Origin of the sequence: Pseudoalteromonas rubra (assembly GCF_005886805.2) — a bacterium.
Classification (GTDB): Bacteria; Pseudomonadota; Gammaproteobacteria; order Enterobacterales; family Alteromonadaceae; genus Pseudoalteromonas; species Pseudoalteromonas rubra_D.
Genome location: NZ_CP045429.1, coordinates 4404787 through 4428495, shown reverse-complemented (window position 1 = coordinate 4428495; position 23709 = coordinate 4404787). Strand labels below are relative to the sequence as shown.

Genomic DNA, 23709 nt, shown 5'->3' with positions numbered 1-23709 from the left:
TAAATAACAAAAAATCAACAGGACATGTATGCTGAGTTTACTTGGCTTAATCGGCGCATTGGCGTTACTGATTGGCCTGACCCTGCGAGGGGTCAATTTGTTTATCGCTGCGCCTCTGTGCGCATTAATCGTGGCCCTGACCAGTGACATTGCTATTTTTAATGCCACCGCAGGCCAACCCTTTGTGTCTCTCTATATGGCCGGATTTGCCGGGTTTTTGCAAGCCTGGTTTTTAATGTTCTTGCTGGGCTCCCTGTTTGGCAAATTTATGGAAGACAGCGGGGCTGCGGATGCCATTGCCCATTATGTGATTGGCAAAATCGGCATGAAATACGCGGTGTTAGCTGTGGTATTGGCCTGTGCCTTATTGACCTATGGCGGCGTCAGCGTGTTTATTGTGGCCTTTTCTGTCTATCCGATGGCGCTCAGTCTGTTTAAAGATGCCAATTTACCCCGACGCTTTATCCCGGCGGTGCTGGCATTTGGTTCCGTGACCTTTACCATGACCTCTGCGGGGTCGCCCGAAATCCAGAACTGGATCCCAATCAAATATCTGGGGACTTCGCCTTATGCTGCCTGGCAGGAAAGCCTGGTGGTAGCCATTTTTATGGCGGGATTAGGGTATGTACTCTTAAGCTGGATGATCCGCCGGGCGGTGGCCAATGGCGAATGTTTTGTCGCGCGGGACAATGACCCGGAACAGATCCAGCGCAACTTACCGCACCCGATCACGGGTTTATTGCCCTTGCTGGTCGTGTTGATTTTGTCATTTACTCTGCATAGCACTCTCCAGCAAAACGCGCTGATCGTCGCATTACTGGGTGGAGTGCTGACGATATTAGCGATTAACTTCAGACATTTTCATAATTTATCTCAGGCGGTGAACTTAGGCACCACAGGGGCATTGGTGGCGATCGGAAACACGGCTGCGGTGGTCGGTTTTGGTGCGGTTGCCAAAGGCACGCCGGCCTTTAATGAGGCCGTTGCCCTGATGACCAGTATTCCCGGCAACGAACTGCTCGGCGCCGCGATTGCGGTCAGCGTGATTGCTGCACTGACAGGGTCGGCATCGGGTGGACAGGCCATTGCCCTGCCATTGGTGGCGCCACATTATCTCGACTTAGGCGTGGATGCCAGTCAGCTTCACCGGGTGGTGGCGATCAGCTCAGGCGCGCTCGACACTTTGCCGCACAATGGTTATGTCGTGACCACAGTGCGGGCGATCTGTGGCGAGAAGCATCAGGATGCGTACTGGCCGTTGGCGGTGTTGACTGTCTTAGTGCCTTTATTGGGGGTTGGGCTGATCCTGGGTTTGTTTATCTGGTTTTAACGGGCTTAAAGGAGACGTTATGCTCAGGGGCGAGATCATCGTCAAAGCCCCTGTTTTAGGTAAGTCTGAGTAGTAATAAGCGGTCATTTAGATCATTAAAATGACCGCTTATTTGGCCTGTTCATGACACTTTGGTCATTGAACAAAATGGGGACAGCCTTTATCTGACGGTGTTTTAGAACGCATAAAAGCCATATAAGCAAAATACATTCCATTGGAAACCACTTTTTTCTCAAATTGATTGCATTTTAGACGACTTGAAGGATGATGTTCGCCTAAAGAGGTGATATACTCCCGCCGAATAATTTTTCTACTTTAAATAGAGCAAAACAATGGCAGATTTATCAAAGTACAGAAACATTGGTATTTTCGCGCACGTTGATGCGGGTAAAACTACCACCACTGAGCGTATACTAAAGCTTACTGGTAAAATTCATAAAACCGGTGAAGTACACGACGGTGAGTCTACAACTGACTTCATGGAGCAGGAAGCTGAGCGTGGTATTACAATCCAGTCAGCTGCGGTAACTTGTGAGTGGAAAGGCCACCGCTTAAACGTTATCGACACTCCTGGACACGTTGACTTCACAGTTGAAGTGTATCGTTCACTGAAAGTACTTGACGGTGGTATCGGTGTATTCTGTGGATCTGGCGGTGTTGAGCCTCAGTCAGAAACTAACTGGCGTTACGCGAACGAATCAGAAGTTGCACGTTGTATCTTCGTAAACAAGCTTGACCGTATGGGTGCTGACTTCTACCGCGTAGTAGATCAGGTTCAAAACGTACTTGCTGCTAACCCACTTGTTATGACGCTGCCTATCGGTATCGAAGACGAGTTCTGTGGTGTTGTAGACGTACTTGAGAAGAAAGCGTACGTTTGGGATGAGACTGGTCTTCCTGAAAACTACGAGATCCAAGACGTTCCTGCAGACATGGTTGACAAAGTTGAAGAATACCATGAAATGCTGATCGAAACTGCGGTTGAGCAAGACGACGACCTGATGGAAGCATACATGGAAGGTGAAATGCCTTCTCTTGAGCAAATCAAAGCATGTATCCGTAAAGGTACACGTGACCTTGCTTTCTTCCCAACTTACTGTGGTTCTGCATTCAAAAACAAAGGTATGCAACTAGTACTAGATGCAGTTGTAGACTACCTACCTGCACCTACAGAAGTTGATCCTCAGCCGCTTACAGACAAAGACACTGGTGAGCCTACTGGTGAAGTTGCAACTGTTGACGCTGAGCAGCCGCTTAAAGCGCTTGCGTTTAAGATCATGGATGACCGTTTCGGTGCCCTGACCTTTATCCGTATCTACTCTGGTCGCATGAAAAAAGGTGACACAGTACTTAACTCTGCAACTGGTAAAACAGAGCGTATCGGCCGTATGGTTGAGATGCAAGCAGACGAGCGTAACGAACTGACTGAAGCACAAGCGGGTGACATCATCGCGGTTGTTGGTATGAAGAACGTTCAGACTGGTCACACACTATGTGATCCTAAGCACGAATGTACACTTGAAGCGATGATCTTCCCTGAGCCGGTAATCTCTATCGCGGTAGCACCTAAAGATAAAGGTGGTAACGAGAAGATGGGTATCGCGATCGGTAAGATGGTTGCAGAAGATCCTTCATTCCAGGTTGAAACTGACGAAGATTCAGGCGAAACCATCCTTAAAGGTATGGGTGAACTTCACCTGGACATCAAAGTTGACATCCTTAAGCGTACTTACGGTGTTGAACTTGTTGTTGGTCAGCCTCAGGTTGCTTACCGTGAAACTATCACGCAAGAAGTTGAAGATAGCTACACGCACAAGAAGCAGTCTGGTGGTTCTGGTCAATTCGGTAAGATCGACTACCGTATTAAGCCTGGTGAGCCTAACTCTGGCTACACTTTCTCATCTTCAGTTGTTGGTGGTAACGTTCCTAAGGAATTCTGGCCAGCAGTTGAGAAAGGCTTCAAGATGATGATGGACGAAGGTGTTCTAGCTGGCTTCCCAGTACTAGACGTTGAAGTTGAGCTGTTCGACGGTGGTTTCCACGCAGTTGACTCATCAGCTATCGCTTTCGAAATCGCAGCTAAAGGCGCATTCCGTCAGTCAATCCCTAAAGCAGGTCCTCAACTTCTTGAGCCTGTGATGAAGGTTGACGTGTTCACACCAGAAGACAACGTAGGTGACGTAATCGGTGACCTTAACCGTCGTCGTGGTATGATCAAAGACCAAGAAGCTGGCGCAACTGGCGTTCGTATCAAAGGTGAAGTACCGCTATCTGAAATGTTCGGATACATCGGTCACCTGCGTACTATCACGTCTGGTCGTGGTCAGTTCTCAATGGAATTCTCTCACTATGCACCTTGCCCGGCAAACGTTGCTGACGCAGTAATCGCAGCTGAGAAAGAGAAAAAAGCAGCTAAGTAATTAGTTGACTGATTTCTGAAAAAAGGCCGCATTCGCGGCCTTTTTTAATGCCTGAATTTTCTGCTATGTTGCACAATTCAGTAGTTCATTCATCCTATGAAACAAAAATATAAATAAAATCATGCCACTTTTTCCCGCCTGTCAGGGTAGTCCAACTATTGCTAAAAATCACATAAACGGACTTGATTTAGGGACTTTGCAACTTTATCATTAGTGTCCAGAGTCAGTCGATTCTGTTTGTGATTGAGTAAAATTGGGAGGTACTCATGAGAACCATAGATTTGGATATCAGCTGGTTTGCCATTTTAGCCACAGTGTGTGGTATTTCGCTGTGTTATGTGATGATGAACTTGGTGGCGCTTCACGGCGTAGCATCGTCACTGGTGGTTGTATCCCTGTCGGGTGTCGCTTTGATTGTGCTGATGACACTGACCGACAAGCGCTTTGTACATATTGATAAAGCAGGAATTTGTTATCGCACATGGGTGAAAACACGATATGTGCACGCAGACGAAATAGCGTCACTGGAGCTACAAAAGCTGGGTCCATTGCAATGTTTAAAGGTTGTCCTTCATAACAACCGAAGATTGTCCTTTCCTTATTGGTCTATTGATGATGCTGATCTGCAAAAAGCAGCTCAGGTACTGTCGGTACCTATATCGGGGAGAAAACATCAAGTGAAAGCTTGATGAGCTATCAATTCACTTCGCTTCACCAAGTGAATTGATTTAAAAACTGAGAGTAAATAAAAATGCGCCGTAAGGCGCATTTTTCTATCTTCTTTAATGCAGGTATGGCTCAAGCACTTTTACATGCTTCAGCCATCACACTCACATTTATTTTGTGCGACGACGCAGCAGCGCCAGAGGTGCCGCAAACAGGGCTAACCAGCCCAGGCTGCCTGAGTCATCATCGCCGTCATTGTCATCACCTTGTTTGATATCTTTAACGTTGACAACAACCTGTACTTGCTCTGACAGGTTACCAGCACTGTCTTGTGCCTGAACCATGAACTCGATTCGGTTATCGAATTCATAATCCAGTTCGCCGGCAACAACAACCTGACCAGATTCATTGACCGAAATGACGTTTGTACCAGTTACAATAAAGCGCTCTACCGGCGTCTCGTCAGCATCTGCATCTGAGAATTCAAGCATACCAATAGCAGTGTTTATCGGTGTGTTTTCTGCTACGTCGAAGCTTTGACCAGCTGCAATCACTGGGCGTGGATCAACGGGCGGCGCGGCGGCTTCTGTTTTAATCTCTACAATCACTGGATCGTGGTCAGATGCACGGTAGGCATGTGGTGCGTATAGCGCGGCAATTTGTGCATCCGTTCTATATTCAGTGTTGTAATCCAGCATACGTGGTTCATCAGCATTGATGTGCCAGTCTGTCGCATCTGTGACCTTAGCTAACAGTGAAGGTGATGCCACGGCATGGTCCAGGCTACCCAAGCGTCCTGAGAAGGTATAAGAGTAGCTCTGTGTGTTACCGTCCACATGAGTCATAACATTGCTCAGACCTTTATCCGCGAAGGCACGCATCGGGTCTTCCATTGCATAGGCGTTCATATCACCTACCAGGATAACGTCTTCATCGTCGTTACCTGTTGGGTTGGTCGCCAGCCAGTCTGCGAACGCGTTTGCGCCTTCAGTACGGATGACATTCCAACAGCCCTGACCATCGCCCTGATCAGCGTTATCACCTTCTGCGCTGCCACAACCTTTCGATTTGAGGTGAGCAACGGCAACGGTAAACTCTTCATTATTGTCCAGCTTACGGAAGCTTTGCGCCGTAGGTGGACGGTTGCTGTAATCAAACGGCACAGCAGTTGTGAAGCTAGCAGTACCCGCTTCTTCTACTGTGTCGGTGCGGTAGATAATGCCTGTTGTGATATCGTCACCACCAATTGTGTCGGTGTTGAAGTCGACAAATGCATAGGTGTAATTAGACTCAGCATTAATCGCTCTCACTAAATCAGCAATGGCACTGTGCTCACCAAATCCGTCGTTTTCGATCTCCATCAGACCAATAACATCGGCATCCAGCGCAGTGATAGCGGATACCAGTTTTGCTTCCTGACGGACCAGCTCTTCTGCTGTGTCTGCACCACGTGGTGTTGGGAATCCTGCACCCTGGCCGTCGCCATTGAAATAGTTCAGGACGTTGAAGCTGGCGATACGCAGATCACCTTCACCTTCAAGCTCTGGAGCTTCAGCACGTTCATTGGTGTTGTTGAAAGTCGGGGCTGTGGTTGGGTTTAGGCGGTATTGGCCAAAGCTGTAAGCAATAACCCCTTGCACATTAGACACCGTGTCACCCAGACGGATGGTTTTGTAAGCATCCAGGCCGGTACTTGGATATGGGATCACTTCTGGGTTCTGAACGGTTGAACCATCATCCATCAGCAGGAACTTCTTTTTGTTTTCTGCTTCCAGTGCATTGGCTTCATCACCAGGCATCGCTAATTGTGTACCCTGGTAAAGGCGTTCTGTTGCTAAGCCAACTTCACCATAACGACCTAAGTTATAAGTATCTGCCACAACCATGTCATTTGACAGGCTAACTAACATGCCTTCTACGGCCTCCAGATCGCTTACTTCGGAGACTGGCAGGGTCAGCACCTGCGCCTGAATTTCTGCGCTGCCACAGACTTCTAGTTGAGTGACATTGCCCAGCTGAGTGGCATTGTAAAACTCTTGAACCGTACCCTTAACACGTACCTGGTCACCAACGTTTACGTCGACATCTTTATAGTATACAAATAGACCTTCTGAGGTCATGCTGTCTTCGTCCATGTCATTAGCCAGTGACTGAACAAAGAAGCCTTTAAGCTGATTGTCTTCTTGCAGGTCTGCTGTGACCACAGCTTCAATGGTCACAATTTGATCTTTAAGCGGACTTTCGTCTGCATTACCCTGAATAGCATTAATGGCTGTGGCGGCTTCTCCACACACTAAAGGCTCTGGCGTGTCACCATCGTCGCCACCGTCATCACCACCGCCGGTATCGCCGCTATGGCTACCTAGGCCAGAAAAATCATCTTTATCGAACTGTATCCACTCGGCACTTGGATCGAATGCCGCGTCAAAGGTTGTGCGACCGGTTGTCACTTCCAGGTTGCGACGTAGTGTTTTGTCTTTTGTTGCAACACCATTATTTTCCCAGTTACTGCCTGGGTCAAAGCCAACCTGGCCAAAGCTGTCCAGCACCGTATCACCGTTACGTAATACAATCGCATCGTCGCCATTGTACCAGCTGCCACCTATTGTTAGCTGTGCAGCACTTAGTACTGCATCAACGGCGCTACTGTTTGCAATGACATAAGTACCACCTGCTGCGATTTCACCGCTAAGCTCAATGGTATTTGATGGATCTGTGTTGCCATTTGAATAATAGCTAAGCGTATATCCGTCCAGGGATATTGCGTTTTCTGAAGTATTGAAAAGCTCTACTGCTTTATTGTTCGAGCTACCTTCAATGTACTCTGACATGATGACCTGAGCCTGCACAGGGGCAGTAGCTGCGGCCACAAGAAGTGCCAGTGGAGTGAATTTTGTTTTTATCATGGTTTTTCCCGTGTGTAGTTTAAACCCAAATGGGTACATAAGCTTACGGGGGCTATGTTACACAAAAATGACACAATGTTAATCGTAAAAATGCAAAAAAGGAGCAATTTATTGCTCCTTTTTTAATAATCACCTATTATTTATTTATCATTCAACCAGATAGCGGCTTGCTTTGCAAAGTAGGTGAGAATGCCATCGGCACCGGCACGTTTAAAAGCGAGTAATGACTCCATAATGGTTGGTTTTTCTGCCAGCCAGCCATTGTCGATAGCCGCTTTGTGCATGGCATATTCGCCGCTCACCTGATAAGCAAAGGTGGGCACACCGAATTCATCTTTTACTCGGCGTACCACATCCAGATATGGCATGCCTGGCTTAACCATCACCATGTCAGCACCTTCCTGAAGGTCTAATGCGACTTCACGTAACGCCTCATCAGAATTAGCCGGATCCATCTGATAGGTCTTCTTATCCGCCCCTTTGAGGTTGCCTGCTGAGCCAACTGCATCGCGGAACGGGCCGTAATAGCTGGATGCATACTTAGCAGAATAGGCCATGATGCGGGTATGAATGTGTCCGACTTCCTCGAGCGCATCACGGATAGCACCAATACGACCATCCATCATATCTGAGGGGGCGACAATATCAGCACCAGCCTCTGCATGAGACAATGCCTGCTTGACGAGTACCTCAGTGGTGATATCGTTTATCACGTAACCCGCTTCGTCTATGATGCCGTCCTGGCCATGCGTAGTGAATGGGTCAAGCGCTACATCGGTGATCACTCCCAGCTCCGGACACTCGCTCTTAAGTGCGCGTACGGTGCGTTGTGCCAGCCCTTCAGGATTATAAGCTTCTTCCGCATGTAAGGATTTTTTGTCGCCAGGGGTAACCGGGAAAATGGCGACAGCCGGTACACCCAGCGCCACCAGTTCTTTGGCTTCTTCTACCAGTAGGTCGATCGACAGACGCTCAATGCCGGGCATAGAAGGGATCGCTTCTTTGCGGTTCTTGCCTTCCAGGACGAACACCGGATAGATCAGATCGTTTACCGTGAGCGTGTTTTCACACATCATACGGCGGGAAAAGTCGTCTTTGCGCATACGGCGCATACGCGTATAGGGAAAAAGATCCAGTCCTGACTGAGCCACGTTAAGTCTCCTGCTTAGGTTGGTAAATACAGATCCGATTGCGGCCTTGTTGTTTGGCCATGTACAAGCCTTTATCAGCCAAATCGGTAAATAGTGTGGGGTTGTTGGTGTTCTGTGCGATGGCACTGTAAACCCCGGCACTGGTGGTAAATTTAATATGGTGACCGGCGACTTTCAGCTCATGGGCTTCAGTGGCCTGGCGGATCTGCTCGGCCAGCTCCAACGCGCCTTCCTGTGAGGTGTTGGGCAGCAGGATCACAAATTCTTCACCGCCATAGCGAAATACTTCATCATGGGGTCTTTTCAGGTGTTTCTCTATGAGCCGCGCGAACGCACAAATGGTGTGATCCCCGGCAAGATGACCGTAGTTATCGTTTACTTTTTTGAAGAAATCAATATCCAGAATGATCAGACTCAACGTCGTTTGTTCCCGACGAGAACGGCGGACTTCCATCATCAGACGCTTATCAAAGTAACGACGGTTCTTTACTTTGGTCATGGGGTCTTCCATGTTGAGCTTTTCCAGCTCATGGTTTTTCTCTTCCAGCTCTCTCAGCGTCACCTGAAGTTCAAAAGTGCGTTCATCAATGCTGTTTTCCAGCTCTTCCTGTGCCTGTTCCTGGAGTTTCAGTTTTTCTTTGAGCAGGGCGTCTTCTGCCTGAGTACGGGCGAGCTTATGTTGCTGTGTCTTGATGTGCTTTTCACGTTCAAGTATGAACTGCCGAGTCAGCACAAAGCTGATATAGAGGCTCAGGATCAAGTAACAGATATAAGTCACCGGGCGGTCCAATTGAGCGCCACCAAATAAACCCAATTCAAAACCAAACTGATAGCTGAGGGTGATTAACATAATAATGTAGATCAGTAGGGCCGTGATTTTGGTGGTGCGACGGTAACGGCTGCGCAGGGTGCAGGCGATATATCCTAATACGAGTGTGAGTGCCATGCCATAGGCTGCAAAGGTGGCTTGTGTCAGCGGCAGGAGCTGGCTTAGTAAGGTTAAGATCAGACCCAGTATCAGCAGTTGCGTGAGCTTGCGGTCATATTTTATTGGCAGCAGGTTGGGCAGTGCTTTGCTGCGTTGAATGGGGATCAGGGCCAGTGTGGAGAACATCACCAGCAGGCTTTGACCATATTGTTGCAACCAGACGTGTGAACCATACAGATAACGGTAGCCAAAACCATATAGGTGCACTATGAGCAGCCAGAAGAGCCCGATAATGAGTGTGCCATGTAAAAAATAGCGCCGGCGAGTAAAACTATACAGGGTAAAGTTAATGGCGATCATGGCCAGTATAAATCCGGCCAGTATCCCGTAGACCAGATTAAACTTGCTCTTGTACTTGAGGTACTCTATTGGATGCCAGAGGCTCAAGGGGATATTCAGCGTACCATGATGGCTGAGCTGCAAGTAGACCTGACTGTGACTCTGTGCCGGCAGCTCTAACGGAATGAGCTGGGCTTCGTGTTTAATGGGGCGCTGCATTAGTGGCAGCGCGTCACCCAACGCCAGAGTCAGAAAAGAGGCATCATCATGGCGGATGTAGGCGGTGATTTTATCCAGTAAGTTGTTATCTATACTCAGTAGCAGGGGCACCTCAATGGGGCCCGGGTTGTGTAAAGATACGCGGATCCAGGCTTGGGTATTTGCGGGCGGTTTTAACGGCTGGCGCTGACCTGGTTGCCAGTGTGGATCACTGGCCAGTAATGTTTGAATGGTGTCGGCCTGGCTGAAAGCATACTGATAGGACAATGCCTGGTGTTGCTTAAATTCAGCAGATACCTCCAGTGCCTGAGCAGCACCGGATAAGCACAGAAAAAGTAGCAGCCAGCGCCACACCATCAGGCATTGTTCCCTGATATCTGGAACAAGGTTTTGAAATTCTCCGTGGTTTGCTGGGCCAGTTGCGTCAGGGAAATGCCTTTGAGCGCCGCAACATGATGTGCAATCTCTGGCAGGTAAGCCGGCTCATTACGGCGGGATTTCGGTTTCGGTTTGAGTGTTCTGGGAAGTAAGAAGGGCGCATCGGTCTCCAGCAGGATCCGATCTTTTGGAATATAACGCACTAACTCCCGTAAGGTTTCACCCCGGCGCTCATCGCACAGCCAGCCAGTCAGGCCAATCATCAGGCCATAATCCAGGTAATGGCGCAAAGCGTGCCTATCACCAGTAAAGCAATGTAGTACACCGCGCAGGGAAAATTCGTCCAGCATGGCACTGAGCGTATCAAATGCCTCGCGTTCATGCAGATACACTGGCATGTCGAGTGTCTGAGCCAGCTCCAGTTGCACACCGCAGATCAGTTGTTGCACCGGGCGCGGTGAGTAGTCACGATTGAAGTCGAGCCCACACTCGCCAATAGCGACTACGTGATCTTGGGCTGCCAGGTGGCGCAGCTGGGCGATGAAATCGTCCGGCACGTCTTTGGCATCATGAGGGTGCACACCTGCGGTCGCATACTGGTTATATTCTTGTGCCAGCGCCAGACTTTGCTCACTGGTGAGTAAGTCACATCCAATCAGCAACATAGATTCTACGCCCTGATCCGCCGCCCGGGTCAGGATGGCTGTGCGATCGGTATCAAATTGTGTACTGGTCAGGTTGACGCCAGCATCAATAAAGGTCGCCATTTAATCTACCCTTCTCACTTTTATTGAGCGGTTAGAGCCATCTTTTTGCATGATGAAAGAATTGAATGAGCCACGACGAATGGTCACTGTGTCCCCTTCTTTTGCAAAGAAGGCTTGTGTGCCGATCTGCTGCCAGCATTGCTGGTTATCGAGCGTAAACCGGCGTAATCCATTGGCGGATTTGCTCACCTCCACCACAGTTGCGTTGACTGTCTGTTCGCTGTCCTGTTTGTGTTCCAGGCCAAAAGACTTGGCATTCGTTGCTGGCGGCTTAGAGCGTACCGGGTGTGGCTTACTGGCATAGTCAGCGGCCAGTTGATCGTAACAGGCTAAGCGCTTGTCGTCGGATTGCTGCTGACTACATGCTTGCAATTTATGCGGTAATTTACCTTTGGCCTGAGCTGGTTGTATGCCAAGCACAGCGGTAAGTATCACTGCACCGATCAGCAAAAATGTGATTTTATTCATGGCTTTCTTCCTCTGCGACGGGCTTTTTGCTGTACAGCCTGGCCAACAATAACCCCAATTCAAACAGCAGTGCCATCGGAACGGCGAGTAGTGTTTGCGATAACACATCGGGAGGCGTTAAAAACATCGCGACGACAAACACGCCGACTATGATATAGGGCCGTTTTTGTGCCAGGCTTTGTGTGGTCGTGACACCGCTCCAGCACAACAGCATAATGGCCACGGGTATTTCAAATGCAACGCCGAATGCAAAGAACAACTTCAAAATGAAGCCAAGATAGCTGCTGATATCCGGAGAGAGGGTCATCATGTCGGGACCCACGGCGGTAAAGAAGCCGAGAATAATGGGCATCACGACAAAATAACAAAATGCAATACCGGCGTAAAACAGCAGGATACTGGACAGCAGAATGGGCATCAGCATGCGTTTTTCATGCTGATACAGGCCGGGTGCCAGAAATCCCCAGATTTGATGCAGTATCATAGGCACTGCCAGAAACAGTGATACAAACAGGGTCAGTTTAAAGGGGGCAAAGAAAGGGGCCGTGACATCTGTGGCTATCATAGTGCTGTTTGCGGGCAGGCTTTCAACCAGTGGGGCTGCCACAAATGCATATATATCGTTGGCAAAATAAACCAAAGAAATAAAAATGATCAGGATGCTTAGAAGCGCCTTAATTAGACGGTTTCGAAGCTCAATAAGGTGGCCAATAAAGCCACTATTTGTCATATCTGACATGCAAAAACTCGTAAACGGTTAGTTTTGAGAGGACGGATCTTTGTCGTTTTTCGACGGATCTGGAGACTTGCTGTAGCTGTGGCGTACTGACTCTGCCGCACGCTGCAACTCCTCAACCGATTGTTTGAGACCTGGGGAAATATTGTCCAGGCCCTGTTCTTCGGCTTTTTTCAGGTTGCTATGCAACTCGTGTACTCTCAGCTCTTCGCTTACTTCCGCCTTGACGGAATTGGCAACAGATTTGACTGTGTTGATCCAGCGGCTGACCGTTCTGATCGCAACAGGCAGGCGTTCTGGCCCGAGCACAACCAGGCCAACGATCAACACTACGACGAGTTCCCACATCCCCATGTCAGATCACACCTTGTCTTTTTCTTTTTCGCTGGTTGTTTTAGCCTGTGCAGCCTGATCGGTCAGCTGTTCTTTGCTATCCGTTTTTTCTGACTTTTTTTCTTCTTCGTCTTCAGACACTGCATTTTTAAAGCCTTTTACCGCATTGCCCAAATCACTACCAATGCCACGCAGTTTTTTCGTCCCAAACAAAAGCACGATAATGGCCAGAATGATAAGCAACTGCCAAATACTGATACCACCAAAACCCATGTCTACTCCATTTAATGTGTTATTGAATTAAGAAAGATTATACGCCGAGTGTGTAAAATATCACCCTGTTTTGCGCCATGCTTTAATAAATATTGCAATTGCCAGTGTAGCGCAGATTCCGCTTGCGAGCTGACGCTCATCAACAAAGCACAAACCAGCCACAATGGTGAGCGCTGCTGCGGCAAGGCCAAGTAGCAATGCACGGGTGTCTGTGTGGTTTTGTTGCACAATGGGTGCACTTTGACGCTGGCTGCGCTTCAGATTCTGATAGATAAGATCTGGCAGCTCAGGCATTTTTTCAGCCCAAAATGGCAAGTTGGTGTAGAGTTTTTTGGCCACTGCCAGAGGACCGACCTGATCCTGCACCCACTTTTCTAAAAAGGGTTTGGCCGTTTTCCATAAATCCAGCTGTGGATAGAGCTGGCGGCCCAGACCCTCAACGTATAAGAGGGTTTTCTGTAACAACACCAGTTGGGGCTGCACTTCCATATTAAAACGCCGAGCGGTATTGAACAGGTTAACCAGTACATGTCCGAACGAAATTTCGGCCAGTGGTTTGTTAAAGATTGGTTCGCACACAGTGCGAATAGCAAACTCGAACTCCTCAACACAGGTGTCGGGGGGTACCCAGCCTGAGTCGACGTGTAACTGTGCAACCTGACGGTAATCGCGGTTGAAAAAGGCAATGAAGTTCTCTGCCAGGTAGCGTTTATCTTCACGATTTAAGGTGCCCACGATACCACAATCAATGCCGATATATTTCGGGTTATGCGGATCTTCGCGTGACACAAAAATGTTACCCGGGTGCATGTCGGCATGAAAAAAGCTGTCGCGGAAAACTTGGGTAAAAAACACTTCGACCCCGCGCTCAGCCAGCACCTTCATATTGGTGCCCTGGGCCAGCAGTGCTTCTGTATCCGATACAGGGATACCGTAAATGCGTTCCATCACCAGGACATTGCGTCTTGAATAATCACTGTACACTTCTGGAATATAAAGTGAAGCCGAGCCTTCAAAGTTACGTCTGAGCTGGATGGCATTAGCGGCTTCACGCATCAGGTCGAGTTCATCGAGCAGGGTTTTTCGATATTCCCTGACCACTTCGACCGGGCGCAGGCGGCGACCGGCACTGATTAGGCTGGCCAGCAGATGAGCAAAACGCTCCATCAAAGACAGGTCCGCGAGGATTTGTTTTTCAATATTCGGGCGGATCACTTTGACCACCACTTCTCTTAATTCTTCCTCAACGATTAGCTTGGCGCAATGCACTTGCGCGATAGAAGCCGAGGCCAGCGGTGTTTGTTCAAATTCGACAAAACCATCGTGGATACTATTAAGGCCCAGTGCTTTTTCTATCAGTGCTTGTGCCTGATCGCCAGGGAAAGGGGCAACTTTGTCCTGCAACAGGGCGAGTTCTTCGGCAATGTCGGGTGGCAGTAAGTCGCGACGCGTTGACAGCATTTGGCCAAACTTGACCCATACCGGTCCTAATGTTTGCAGTGCCAGTCTGAGGCGGGCACCGACGGGTTTGTCGCTGTGCTGATTGGGTAGCCAAAATAAACTACGTCTAATCGCCCGGGCATACCAGGGTTGCTTGTGCCTTGGAAGCAGGTCGTCCAGGCCGTAATTAAGAAAAGTTTTACCGATTTGATACAGACGAGCGATGGACAAACCCAGCTCCTTATAATTCGCTTAACGCGTTGATACGTTGTTCCAGCGCCGCCAGTTGTTGAGCCAACTGTCGCGTATGGGATTTAAATTGGCGGACTTCCAGCGGGTGAACGGCTACTTTCAGCTCGTCCTGGCACAATTGTGTAAAGGTCCGTTGTAGCGTCTTGAGATGACTGCCACCACGTTGCGTGGCTGTCTTGCAGCGCTCGACCAGCAGTTGGGCCGGCGCATCGCCAAGATGACGTGAAAGGTGTTCTGCCCAGTCAATATCGAGGCCGGAAAATGCTTTGCTGTAGCTTTGTGCCAGTTGTAAATCGCCTTCGAGATCCAGCTTTTCCTCACGGATGAGACGCGTCAGCTGACTGGGATCTGAGATTTCACCTAAGGTCGATAAGGTGGTCGTGATGTGGCAGTCGGCTTTGTCCTGGTAGTTTCCATAGACAAAACAATGTGGTTTCCCTTGTTGTTCACCCACATAGTGCAGCGCACAGCACAAGCCGAGATCGGTTAAGGTGATCGCCAGCGTTTTGTGCTGCGTGGGAGCCAGCTGCAGTGCTAAATCAGGTTCTTTGTTCAGCAGCTGATCCAGTGCGCTTTCGGCAACGGCGGTGAGCAGCGTGATCCACATACAATTTCCTTGCTTCTTCGAAATTAAAATTTAAAGCCTCGATGAAGCGCCACAATACCGCCCGTCAGGTTCTGGTAGCTCGCTTGTTCAAAGCCTGCTTCTTCCATCATTGTTTTCAGGGTTTCCTGGTCTGGGTGCATACGGATAGACTCTGCCAGGTAGCGATAGGATTCGCTGTCGTTGGCAACCAATTTACCCATAGTTGGCAGGATATTGAATGAGTAGAAATCGTATAGCTTCGACAGCGCTTCGTTGTCTGTTTTAGAGAACTCCAGCACCAACAGACGACCACCTGGCTTCAATACTCGGTACATGGAACGCAGTGCCTTATCTTTGTCTGTGACGTTGCGCAGTCCAAAGGCGATGGTGATCACATCCAGACTATTGTCCGGAAAGGGCAGTGCTTCGGCATTCATTTGCACATATTCGATATTCCCAACCCGGCCCAAGTCACGCAGTTTATCGCGGCCTACACGTAGCATGGAGTCATTGATGTCGCCCAGGATCACCTGACCTGTTTCACCCACCAATTCACTGAATTTGGCTGTCAGATCACCGGTACCACCGGCCAGATCCAGAACTTTGTGGCCCTGTCTGACACCAGAGCACGCAATGGTCTGGCGCTTCCATAAGCGATGGATCCCGAATGACATCAGGTCATTCATCACATCATATTTTGCAGCCACAGAATGGAAAACGTCGGCCACCATTGAGGCCTTTTCCTGCGTTGCTACTGTTTGATAGCCAAAGTGTGTGGTGTCGCGGTTTGCTTCTTTCATGTGTGTTATTTGTGCCGGATCTGGGTGTTAATAGTGTACTTGATAGCACTCAGTGAGCGCAATCGGTGTCAGCAATTTAAGCAGATTAATCAACAGGCCGCTGCACTGAAGCCGGATGAACTGAGGAAATGTTATGTAGCGGCAGAGACATAGTAGTGCTGACCGAGCGACTGGGCTTTTTTGGCAGCAAAGGCAGCACGCTGGGCCAGGGTATTGAAATCGTGCTCGGGTTGATGTTGTGCAATGCCAATGGCCAAATCAATGTCGGGAAACGAGACATCGCCTTTGGCACTGACAAATTTCAGGCGACTCACGCCACGACGAATTTTTTGCGCGACGACCTGGGCCGTATCGGCGTCACAGTCTGCCAGCACAATGGTGAATTCCTGTCTGCCTGTGCGTCCCGGCAAGCCGCTGTGGAGTACGTACTTTTTGATCCTTTTTGCGACCCGCTGCAATACAGTTTCGCCGATCAGCTCGCCAAACCCCTGACTAAAGTCGTCGAGGTTTTCGATTAAGATGGAAATGGCAAAAACGGGTTTATCCTGGGTCAGCCATAGTTGGGTTTTATGGCCCAGGTAGTGGCGTTTATACAAACCCGTTTGTGGGTCTAAAATGCGTTGCTTGCGCAGAGTCAGCAATTGTTGCTGCTGTTTTTCGTGTAGCTCCCGGGCTTTGCGCAGAGCGTTTTTAAACTGCTGATGCTGTTTGAGCAGTTGCTCTGTGTGGGCGCTGAAGTCAGTTAAGGCCGCCCGCGTTTTAACGACGTTATGCTCATCGAGATTGTGGATACAGTGGCTGATCTGTTTAGCAAATCCAATCAGGCTTTGCTGAGACTGCTGCGCTGAGTCGCTGAGGTGATCGATCATGCCGCCAACTTGCTGGATGAGCGTTGCCTCAGTTTGATGCTCTTTTTGCAGGTGCTCGTAGTAGAGCTGCTCAATGTAAATACTGTCGATGTTGGCACGGTTTCGGATATCGCGATCCAGCTGTTCATTGAGCTCGCGATGAGTCTGGCTGATATAGACATAGCCAATGTGGTAATTTAGGGGGGTAGGCGGCAGCTGATTCTGTTCCAGAAACTGACAAACTTTGGTCATTTTTTCTTGTGCTATTGCCATGGGATCATGGAACATCATTTTACTTACCACAATAATCAGTTGCTGTTAAATACTTGGCAGAAATACTCGAAACGGTTCCTATGAGATACCTGGCTTCGTTGCGGCTACATTAATCGCTCTGTAGAGTTTTGAAAAGCAAAAATCCGCGTAATGAGACAAATTTATTGCTTTTTATGGGTGTTGTTGAATTAGTAATCACTTTTTTATTGTCTCCTTGACTGGGCGTTGCAGGGGCATTGATGGCTCAAAGTAGCCACTGGTCGTATTAAGTTGCAAGCCCATCTCGAGCATGTTTATGTGTTGCGCAAATTTCACAATATTGTTAAAGGAACATCTACGTGAGCTTCCCACTGAAAACAACCCTATCCCGCTCTTTGTGCGCAGTGACATTGGCACTGGGCCTGGCAGGGTGTGAACTAACTCAGGTCAGCGCTGACCAGCAATTTACGACTTTAGCTCAGCAAGTCATGGTATTTCGCAATGACAAGCAGGCACAGGGAAGCACTTTACTGCCGGATTTGAGTGCAGCCTATCTGGCCACTAAAAATGCCGAGCGCGTAGCCTTTTTGCAGCGTATAGACGCACTGGATGAAACAAAATTAAGTGAAGAAAATCGTATAAACCTGATCATTCTGCGTGCTCAGATCCAGGACAAGGTAGATCGCTATCGCTTCAATGCGCACTACATGCCACTTAAGTCTGAAAGCGGCTTTCACAGCAGTCTGCCGAGGCTACTGGGTGGTACAGAGTTTAAAACCCGCGATGATTATGCGCTGTATCTGAGTAAACTGGCAGAAGTGCCGCGTTATTTTGCAGAAAATATTGCCTGGATGCGTAAGGGGCTTGAAACAGGCCTGACTCAGCCAAAAGCAGTATTGGCTGGGTACGAGGCATCTATTGAGGCCTTTATTGTCGATGAGGCGACGGAGTCGACCTACTTCCGTCCTTTCAAGCATAATCGCAGCGGCCTACCAGATGACGAGTTTGAGCGCTTACAAAAGCAGGCACAGAAAGTGATCGTACAGCAGGTGATCCCGGCATATCGCGAGTATCTGGCATTTTTTGTCGAGCAGTACAGGCCAGGTGCACGTGATGACATTGGTATCTCCAGCACCCCGAATGGCGTTGAGTTTTACCGCAATCGGACCGCGCACTTTACGACCACACAGATGACACCTGAACAGGTGCATGCGTTGGGGCTGGAAGAAGTGGCCCGGATCAAAAGTGAAATGATGGAGATCATCAAACAAACCAAATTTGACGGGAGCTTTGCCGAGTTTGTCCAGTTCTTAAGAACCGATCCGCAGTTTTACGCCAGCAGTGCAGAAGAGTTGCTTAAAGAAGCCGCTTTCATTGCCAAGAAAATGGATGCGCAGTTGCCTAAGTTATTCCATACACTACCGCGTCGCCCTTATGGGGTTGCGCCGGTGCCGGATGCCATTGCACCTAAGTACACTACCGGGCGATATCTGGGGGCAAGCAAGGACACTGACGCAGGTTTTTACTGGGTCAATACCTATGCGTTAGATAAGCGTCCTTTATATGTGCTTGAAGCCCTGACCCTGCACGAAGCGGTGCCGGGACATCATTTGCAAATTTCGCTGAACCAGGAATTGGACTATTTACCTGATTACCGTCGCGATTCCTATATCTCTGCATTTGGAGAAGGGTGGGGCTTGTATGCTGAATATCTGGGTCTGGAAGCTGGCTTTTATCAGGACCCGTACAGCAATTTTGGCCGCCTGACCTACGAAATGTGGCGGGCAGCTCGCCTGGTTGTGGATACCGGAATGCACATGTTTGGCTGGAGCCGGGAGCGGGCGATGAACTTTATGCGTGATAATACGGCTTTGTCGCTGCACAATGTGAAGACAGAAACGGATCGCTACATATCCTGGCCAGGTCAGGCATTGTCATACAAGGTCGGTGAGTTGACCATTAAACGTTTGCGTGCGAAAGCCGAGGCGGCGTTAGGGGATGCCTTTGATATTCGTGAGTTCCACCATCAGATCCTGCGTCATGGCTCTGTGCCGTTAAATGTCCTGGAAACGCAGATCGATAAGTATATTGCGTCGGCGCAAAACACAAGCCAGACATAGTAACGGGCAGGTGGATCAACTCTGAGCCTGGCCTGAGTTGATCCAGGTGCTACAGATATTACTGTAAGACGCTGATGATCAACTGATAGCAGGCGTCTTTGCTTTGACAGCTGCGGGCATTCAGGATCAGCTGTTCACCGACCTCCAATGCCAGGCGCTGTGCTAGCAGGCGTGCCTGCTCATCTTCAATTTCATCCAAATCGCTGACATGGGCAAGCCCGATGGTGCGGCGGATCATCTCACTGCCACAATACCCAATGGCGTCTTGTAATACATCACGCAGAAACAATGCCGTATAACCAGGTGCCTGCAATGTACTGTCTGTGCCATGTTGTTCGCACAACGTCTGCCATTGATAGTCAAATTCACCCAGGCAGATATCTATGGTGCGCAACAAGTAAGTATGCATATCACGACGCTTTGACGCTTCACTGATACGGCCATGCTGAGCACAGAAATTGAGGAGCAAATTACCGATAAAAGAGCCGAGATCGAAACCAATGGGACCAAAAAAGGCAAATTCCGGATCAATAAACTTGGTGGTTGTGTCATCGACAAACAGGCTACCACTGTGTGCATCACCATGCAGTAACGCTTGCGGAGAAGACAAGAAACGCTGCTTGAGCTGAGCAATGGCCAGTTTTAATGCTGTATTGTGACGTAGCTTGTCGACCTCTTTGCTCAGCGCATCCGGATAGTGGTTACGCTCGGTATCCTGATAGGGGTCGTCAAAAAATAACTCTTCTGTGATGGCACACAATTCCGGGTTGGTAAAAGACTGGATCAGGGCTTTCTTGTTTGCAGGCGTGAGGTAGAAATCGCTGTGATAAAAGCTGGTTGTGGCCAGATAGCGGGCCACATCCCGACCCAGATTGGCAAAAGTACGCCCGGCGTTGAGTTCACTGCGTAAGATTTTCAGATGACCCAGATCTTCAAGTATCGTCACTGCCTGCTCACTGTTGTGGTGCAATACCCTGACAGTATGGGTGGGACAAACCTCACCATGGCGACGTAAGGCGCTGGCTTCAATGCGGGCCCGATCAAGTGTCAGTGGCCAGCTTTCACCGACACAGCGCGCGTAGGGTAACGCCTGCTTAAGGATCACGCTGTGGTTATGTTGATCAGTGACCCGAAAAACCAGGTTCAGGTTGCCATCGCCAAACTCATAGCAGTTCAGCTGTGCGTCTGGTGGGAACATCCCCCCCAGGTTATTGATGTATTCAATGGCCTTGTCATTGTCAAACGCCTGATAAGCACTCATTTGGATCATCCAGATAGCATAAAATTAGATCAGCATTCTATACCTGCAAACGTTTAGAAGTCTATACATCTTTAGATCTTGATGTAGAATAGAGCCGTTCGTTTTTTCAATCGGGCACTGTCGAGATGAAGTAATTTCGTCGGTGACAGATGACACAAAGAGGTCATAACGGCACGGTCAGTGCCAGACTTCATACTTGCCTGTCCATCGATATGAATGGGCAGTCGTCAGGAGCAAATCGGAGTAAACAACGGTGAAAGAGCTAGTTGCGCGGAGTTTGAAGTATCAGGCTGGTAGGGTTCAGGTGCTGGACCAGTATTTACTGCCACATGAGGAGACATGGCATCATTGCACCAGTGTGGCGCAAATGACGTCGCTGATCCTGACGCTGAAAGTGCGTGGCGCTCCTTTGATTGGTTTAGCAGCGAGTCTGCTGGTTGCTTACCTGGCGGAGCAGGGTCACAGTAAAACTCAGCTTAGTGAGGCAATTGACGAGCTGGAAGCCACCCGCCCGACGGCAGTGAATCTGATGCACTGCATGGCGAGGCTGCGCACTGCCTTGCAACAGCAAGACTTTGCCCTGGCTGTGGTGACGGAGGCGGAGCGATTGTTTGAAGAAGACTGTGCACTGTGCGACAGAATGGCCACATTGGGTGCGCAGCTGGTCGAACCCTCAGATAATATTCTGACACATTGCAACACCGGCGCGCTGGCCACTGCTGGGGTGGGCACCGCTTTGGGCGTGATCCATCATGCTGCCCGTCAGCATGCGGACATCCATATCTGGGTTGATGAGACCCGGCCATTATTGCAAGGAGGACGACTGACTGCATATGAGCTGGCGCGGTGGCAGATCCCTTATACCTTGATTTGTGACAATATGGCGGCCAGTCTGATGGCAGCAGGCAAGGTCGATAAAATTTTTGTCGGGGCTGATCGCATTGCTGCGAACGGCGACTTTGCCAATAAAGTGGGCACCTATAATTTGGCTGTGCTGGCCCACTATCATAAGATCCCTTTCTATGTCGTTGCCCCGGTAACAACTCTGGACATTGGCTGTGCCTCGGGCGCAGAGATCCCGATTGAACAGCGCGCTGAAAGCGAGGTGACTGGGGTGAGTGGCAGCTTTGGTCACTGTCAGTGGGCACCCGTACAGGCACAAGTGTATAACCCGGCTTTTGATGTCACACCAGCTGAGCTGATCACGGCCTGGGTACTGGATACGGGCGTGTATTATCCGCAGGACGTGGCGGCGGGCGTTTTAGGCACGGTATGACGACACCGTGCCGGGCGAGCGCTTTAATCCAGCAACGGAAAGCGCTCGGCGATAGGGCTGTCAGTACTTTGTGCGACCCAGCCCTGTTCATTGTTGAACAGCCGAATTGCGGTAAACTGAGGGTCGCTGCCCATATCAAACCAGTGAGGTGTCATCGCGGGTACTGAGATCAAATCGCCCTGCTGACAAAGAACCTGATAAACCCGTTCGCCAATATGCAGGCAAAATAGCCCCTGACCCTGAACAAAAAAACGTACTTCATCTTCGCTATGGGTGTGCTCAAACAGAAACTTCTGACGCATAACGGGCGCGTCGGGGTGACCTTTTGGCAAAGAGATCACGTCTACAGTCTGATAGCCATCCTGTGTTTTCAGGCGATTAATGTCCTGCTCATATGCGTCAAGAATGTCATCATGTGATGTCGTCTGGTTAATCTCATAGGCGGCCTGCCATTGCTCGAAGCGGACACCCACCTCAGCAAGCTGAGCGGCTATCTGGTTGTGTGCATCACTGTGGAATTCAATGTTATCCGGGTGCTGATCATGGTAAATGGTCAATTGGCTCATCGTGACTCCTGTGCATTATATTGGCTGAAATCTTCAATAAAGGCATGTGCCTGCGCCCGTGGCTGTCCGTCACGCCATAATTGCAAGGTCTGCATGCCTGCTGCTTTTGCCGCATCCAGCTCGGCCACCACATCGCTCAGAAAGAGCACTTCATGCGCCGCAAAGGATAGCTGACTGGCGATGGCCTGATAGGCCTCGGGTTGCTGTTTGGCACCTATCCGGGTATCAAAATAACCACTGAATAAGGGACGCATATCACCATAGTCCGAATGGGCAAACAGCAGTTGTTGGGCCTGCACTGAACCAGACGAATAGACGTAGAGTGCAGTGCCCGCAGCATGTTCGGTAGACAAAAACTGGTGCGCATCTGGGTAAATATGGCCGGTAAAATCGCCATTTTGATAGCCATGTTGCCAGATCATGCCCTGTAATTGTTTCAGAGGCGTGACTTTCTTATCTTCAGCGATCCAGCTGAGTAGCGTCTGGACAACCTGATCCAGTGAGGCTTGTGGTGCGTTCAGTTCAGCACGCACTGCATCCAGCTGTGCAGTCACTTCCGGGGTGTGTGCATGCTGGCACACGAAATCGGGTAGCTTGTTTGCGGCATAGGGGAACAGGATCTCTTTGACGAAAGAGATACGGGTAATGGTGCCTTCGATGTCGGTCAAAATTGCTTTGATCATGCGTTTTTTTCCAGTTGTCTGCGCGTCAGTTCGCAGTTAAACAAAAATTCCAGTGCCTCGATATGACGACGCGTTTCACTGATGTCTGCCCCCATCGCATAAAGTCCATGGCCGCGGATCAGCACCCCGTGCCGCACAGGCGTGTGGGCATGGTATTCAGCCACCCGACGTGCCAGGGCTGGAATATCCTGATCGTTGTCGAAAACCGGAATAGCCAGGGTCTCCAGATGACTGGTGAAACCATGCAGGGCTTTTTGCATTTCGTACCCCTGAATGTTCAGGCTGTGCTCTGCTGTTAGGCGAGACAGAACTGTTGCCGCAACGGAGTGGGTATGCAAGATGCAGTGTGTACGCGCACTGAGTGCATACAGGGCAAGGTGCAGCTCGGTTTCGGCTGAGGGCTTACCGGTTCCTGCGATGTGTGTGCCTTCGGTATTGAACTCAAGAAAATGCTCGGGTTGCAGCGCCCCTTTGTCATGACCACTGGCCGTGACAACAAAGCCTTGCTCTGTTCTAATGGAAAAGTTGCCCCCGGTTGCCGGTACCCAGCCTTGCTCACTGAGCCAACGTCCGGCGTCTATCAGGGCATGTTTCGCTTGTGCTGATTGCATACGCTTACCTCTCACGAGTAACATCGTGGATAATTTTAGACGGCTATACTTCTATTTGCAGCAATGATAGCATCGCTCGGGCCGTTACACCACACACAAA

Annotated in this window: 21 protein-coding genes; 5 read left to right on the top strand and 16 right to left on the bottom strand. The window is 49.5% G+C overall.

The window, feature by feature from the left end:
* Positions 1-28 precede the first annotated feature (28 nt).
* From CWC22_RS18955 to CWC22_RS18945, 3 genes are all read left to right on the top strand, one after another.
* Complete coding sequence (locus tag CWC22_RS18955) at positions 29-1330, top strand: GntP family permease (protein WP_010385000.1); 1302 nt, start codon at positions 29-31, stop codon at positions 1328-1330.
* Between the two features lie 332 nt (positions 1331-1662).
* A complete protein-coding gene (gene fusA, locus CWC22_RS18950; protein WP_049863889.1) occupies positions 1663-3750 on the top strand; it encodes an elongation factor G in 2088 nt (695 codons plus the stop codon).
* Between the two features lie 266 nt (positions 3751-4016).
* The gene (locus tag CWC22_RS18945; protein ID WP_125560967.1) at positions 4017-4439 is read left to right on the top strand and encodes a hypothetical protein; all 423 of its coding nucleotides are present in this window, start codon (positions 4017-4019) and stop codon (positions 4437-4439) included.
* 147 nt (positions 4440-4586) lie between these two features.
* On the opposite strand, the gene CWC22_RS18940 is transcribed toward CWC22_RS18945, so the two are convergent.
* The 12 genes from CWC22_RS18940 to CWC22_RS18885 form a co-directional block, all read right to left on the bottom strand.
* Positions 4587-7322, bottom strand: coding sequence for an ExeM/NucH family extracellular endonuclease (locus CWC22_RS18940; protein WP_138538047.1), 2736 nt, complete (start codon positions 7320-7322; stop codon positions 4587-4589).
* 140 nt (positions 7323-7462) lie between these two features.
* Positions 7463-8473, bottom strand: coding sequence for a porphobilinogen synthase (gene hemB / locus CWC22_RS18935; protein WP_125560963.1), 1011 nt, complete (start codon positions 8471-8473; stop codon positions 7463-7465).
* 1 nt (position 8474) lies between these two features.
* Complete coding sequence (locus CWC22_RS18930) at positions 8475-10316, bottom strand: sensor domain-containing diguanylate cyclase (RefSeq protein WP_138538046.1); 1842 nt, start codon at positions 10314-10316, stop codon at positions 8475-8477.
* Complete coding sequence (locus CWC22_RS18925; protein WP_138538045.1) at positions 10316-11104, bottom strand: TatD family hydrolase; 789 nt, start codon at positions 11102-11104, stop codon at positions 10316-10318. The genes CWC22_RS18930 and CWC22_RS18925 overlap by 1 nt, the downstream gene beginning before the upstream one ends.
* The gene (locus CWC22_RS18920; protein ID WP_138538044.1) at positions 11105-11572 is read right to left on the bottom strand and encodes a hypothetical protein; all 468 of its coding nucleotides are present in this window, start codon (positions 11570-11572) and stop codon (positions 11105-11107) included. It lies immediately after the preceding gene.
* Complete coding sequence (gene tatC / locus CWC22_RS18915) at positions 11565-12311, bottom strand: twin-arginine translocase subunit TatC (RefSeq protein ID WP_125560955.1); 747 nt, start codon at positions 12309-12311, stop codon at positions 11565-11567. Before tatC ends, CWC22_RS18920 begins: the two co-directional genes overlap by 8 nt.
* Positions 12312-12329: 18 nt before the next feature.
* Entirely contained in the window at positions 12330-12662 is a 333-nt protein-coding gene (gene tatB, locus CWC22_RS18910; RefSeq protein ID WP_049865663.1) for a Sec-independent protein translocase protein TatB, read from the bottom strand.
* 6 nt (positions 12663-12668) lie between these two features.
* On the bottom strand, positions 12669-12914 hold the full coding sequence (tatA, locus tag CWC22_RS18905; RefSeq protein WP_125560953.1) for a Sec-independent protein translocase subunit TatA: 246 nt from the start codon (positions 12912-12914) through the stop codon (positions 12669-12671).
* A 60-nt stretch (positions 12915-12974) separates the two neighbouring features.
* The gene (gene ubiB / locus CWC22_RS18900) at positions 12975-14585 is read right to left on the bottom strand and encodes a ubiquinone biosynthesis regulatory protein kinase UbiB (RefSeq protein WP_138538043.1); all 1611 of its coding nucleotides are present in this window, start codon (positions 14583-14585) and stop codon (positions 12975-12977) included.
* A gap of 10 nt (positions 14586-14595) precedes the next feature.
* Positions 14596-15213 carry a ubiquinone biosynthesis accessory factor UbiJ gene (locus tag CWC22_RS18895; RefSeq protein WP_138538042.1) on the bottom strand — a complete coding sequence of 206 codons (618 nt, stop codon included), beginning with the start codon at positions 15211-15213 and terminating at the stop codon, positions 14596-14598.
* Positions 15214-15236: 23 nt separating this feature from the next.
* Positions 15237-15992, bottom strand: a complete 756-nt coding sequence (gene ubiE, locus CWC22_RS18890; protein WP_049865660.1) for a bifunctional demethylmenaquinone methyltransferase/2-methoxy-6-polyprenyl-1,4-benzoquinol methylase UbiE — start codon at positions 15990-15992, stop codon at positions 15237-15239.
* 131 nt (positions 15993-16123) lie between these two features.
* Positions 16124-17131 carry a GGDEF domain-containing protein gene (locus CWC22_RS18885; protein WP_125560947.1) on the bottom strand — a complete coding sequence of 336 codons (1008 nt, stop codon included), beginning with the start codon at positions 17129-17131 and terminating at the stop codon, positions 16124-16126.
* A 320-nt stretch (positions 17132-17451) separates the two neighbouring features.
* On the opposite strand from CWC22_RS18885, the gene CWC22_RS18880 reads away from it, so the two are divergent.
* The gene (locus tag CWC22_RS18880; protein ID WP_138538041.1) at positions 17452-19212 is read left to right on the top strand and encodes a DUF885 domain-containing protein; all 1761 of its coding nucleotides are present in this window, start codon (positions 17452-17454) and stop codon (positions 19210-19212) included.
* Between the two features lie 58 nt (positions 19213-19270).
* Here CWC22_RS18880 and mtnK read toward each other — a convergent pair whose 3' ends face one another.
* Positions 19271-20473 (bottom strand): S-methyl-5-thioribose kinase, encoded by a 1203-nt coding sequence (gene mtnK / locus CWC22_RS18875; protein WP_138538040.1) that lies wholly within the window; start codon positions 20471-20473, stop codon positions 19271-19273.
* 253 nt (positions 20474-20726) lie between these two features.
* Between mtnK and mtnA the strand changes: the two genes are divergently transcribed.
* Positions 20727-21749 (top strand): S-methyl-5-thioribose-1-phosphate isomerase, encoded by a 1023-nt coding sequence (gene mtnA / locus CWC22_RS18870; RefSeq protein WP_138538039.1) that lies wholly within the window; start codon positions 20727-20729, stop codon positions 21747-21749.
* 23 nt (positions 21750-21772) lie between these two features.
* Here mtnA and CWC22_RS18865 read toward each other — a convergent pair whose 3' ends face one another.
* Genes CWC22_RS18865 through CWC22_RS18855 form a run of 3 tightly spaced genes read right to left on the bottom strand, consistent with a single transcriptional unit; the run spans position 21773 to position 23609 of the window.
* Complete coding sequence (locus CWC22_RS18865) at positions 21773-22315, bottom strand: 1,2-dihydroxy-3-keto-5-methylthiopentene dioxygenase (protein ID WP_125560939.1); 543 nt, start codon at positions 22313-22315, stop codon at positions 21773-21775.
* Entirely contained in the window at positions 22312-22998 is a 687-nt protein-coding gene (mtnC, locus tag CWC22_RS18860) for an acireductone synthase (protein WP_138538038.1), read from the bottom strand. Before mtnC ends, CWC22_RS18865 begins: the two co-directional genes overlap by 4 nt.
* Complete coding sequence (locus tag CWC22_RS18855) at positions 22995-23609, bottom strand: methylthioribulose 1-phosphate dehydratase (protein WP_125560936.1); 615 nt, start codon at positions 23607-23609, stop codon at positions 22995-22997. The genes mtnC and CWC22_RS18855 overlap by 4 nt, the downstream gene beginning before the upstream one ends.
* Positions 23610-23709 lie beyond the last annotated feature (100 nt).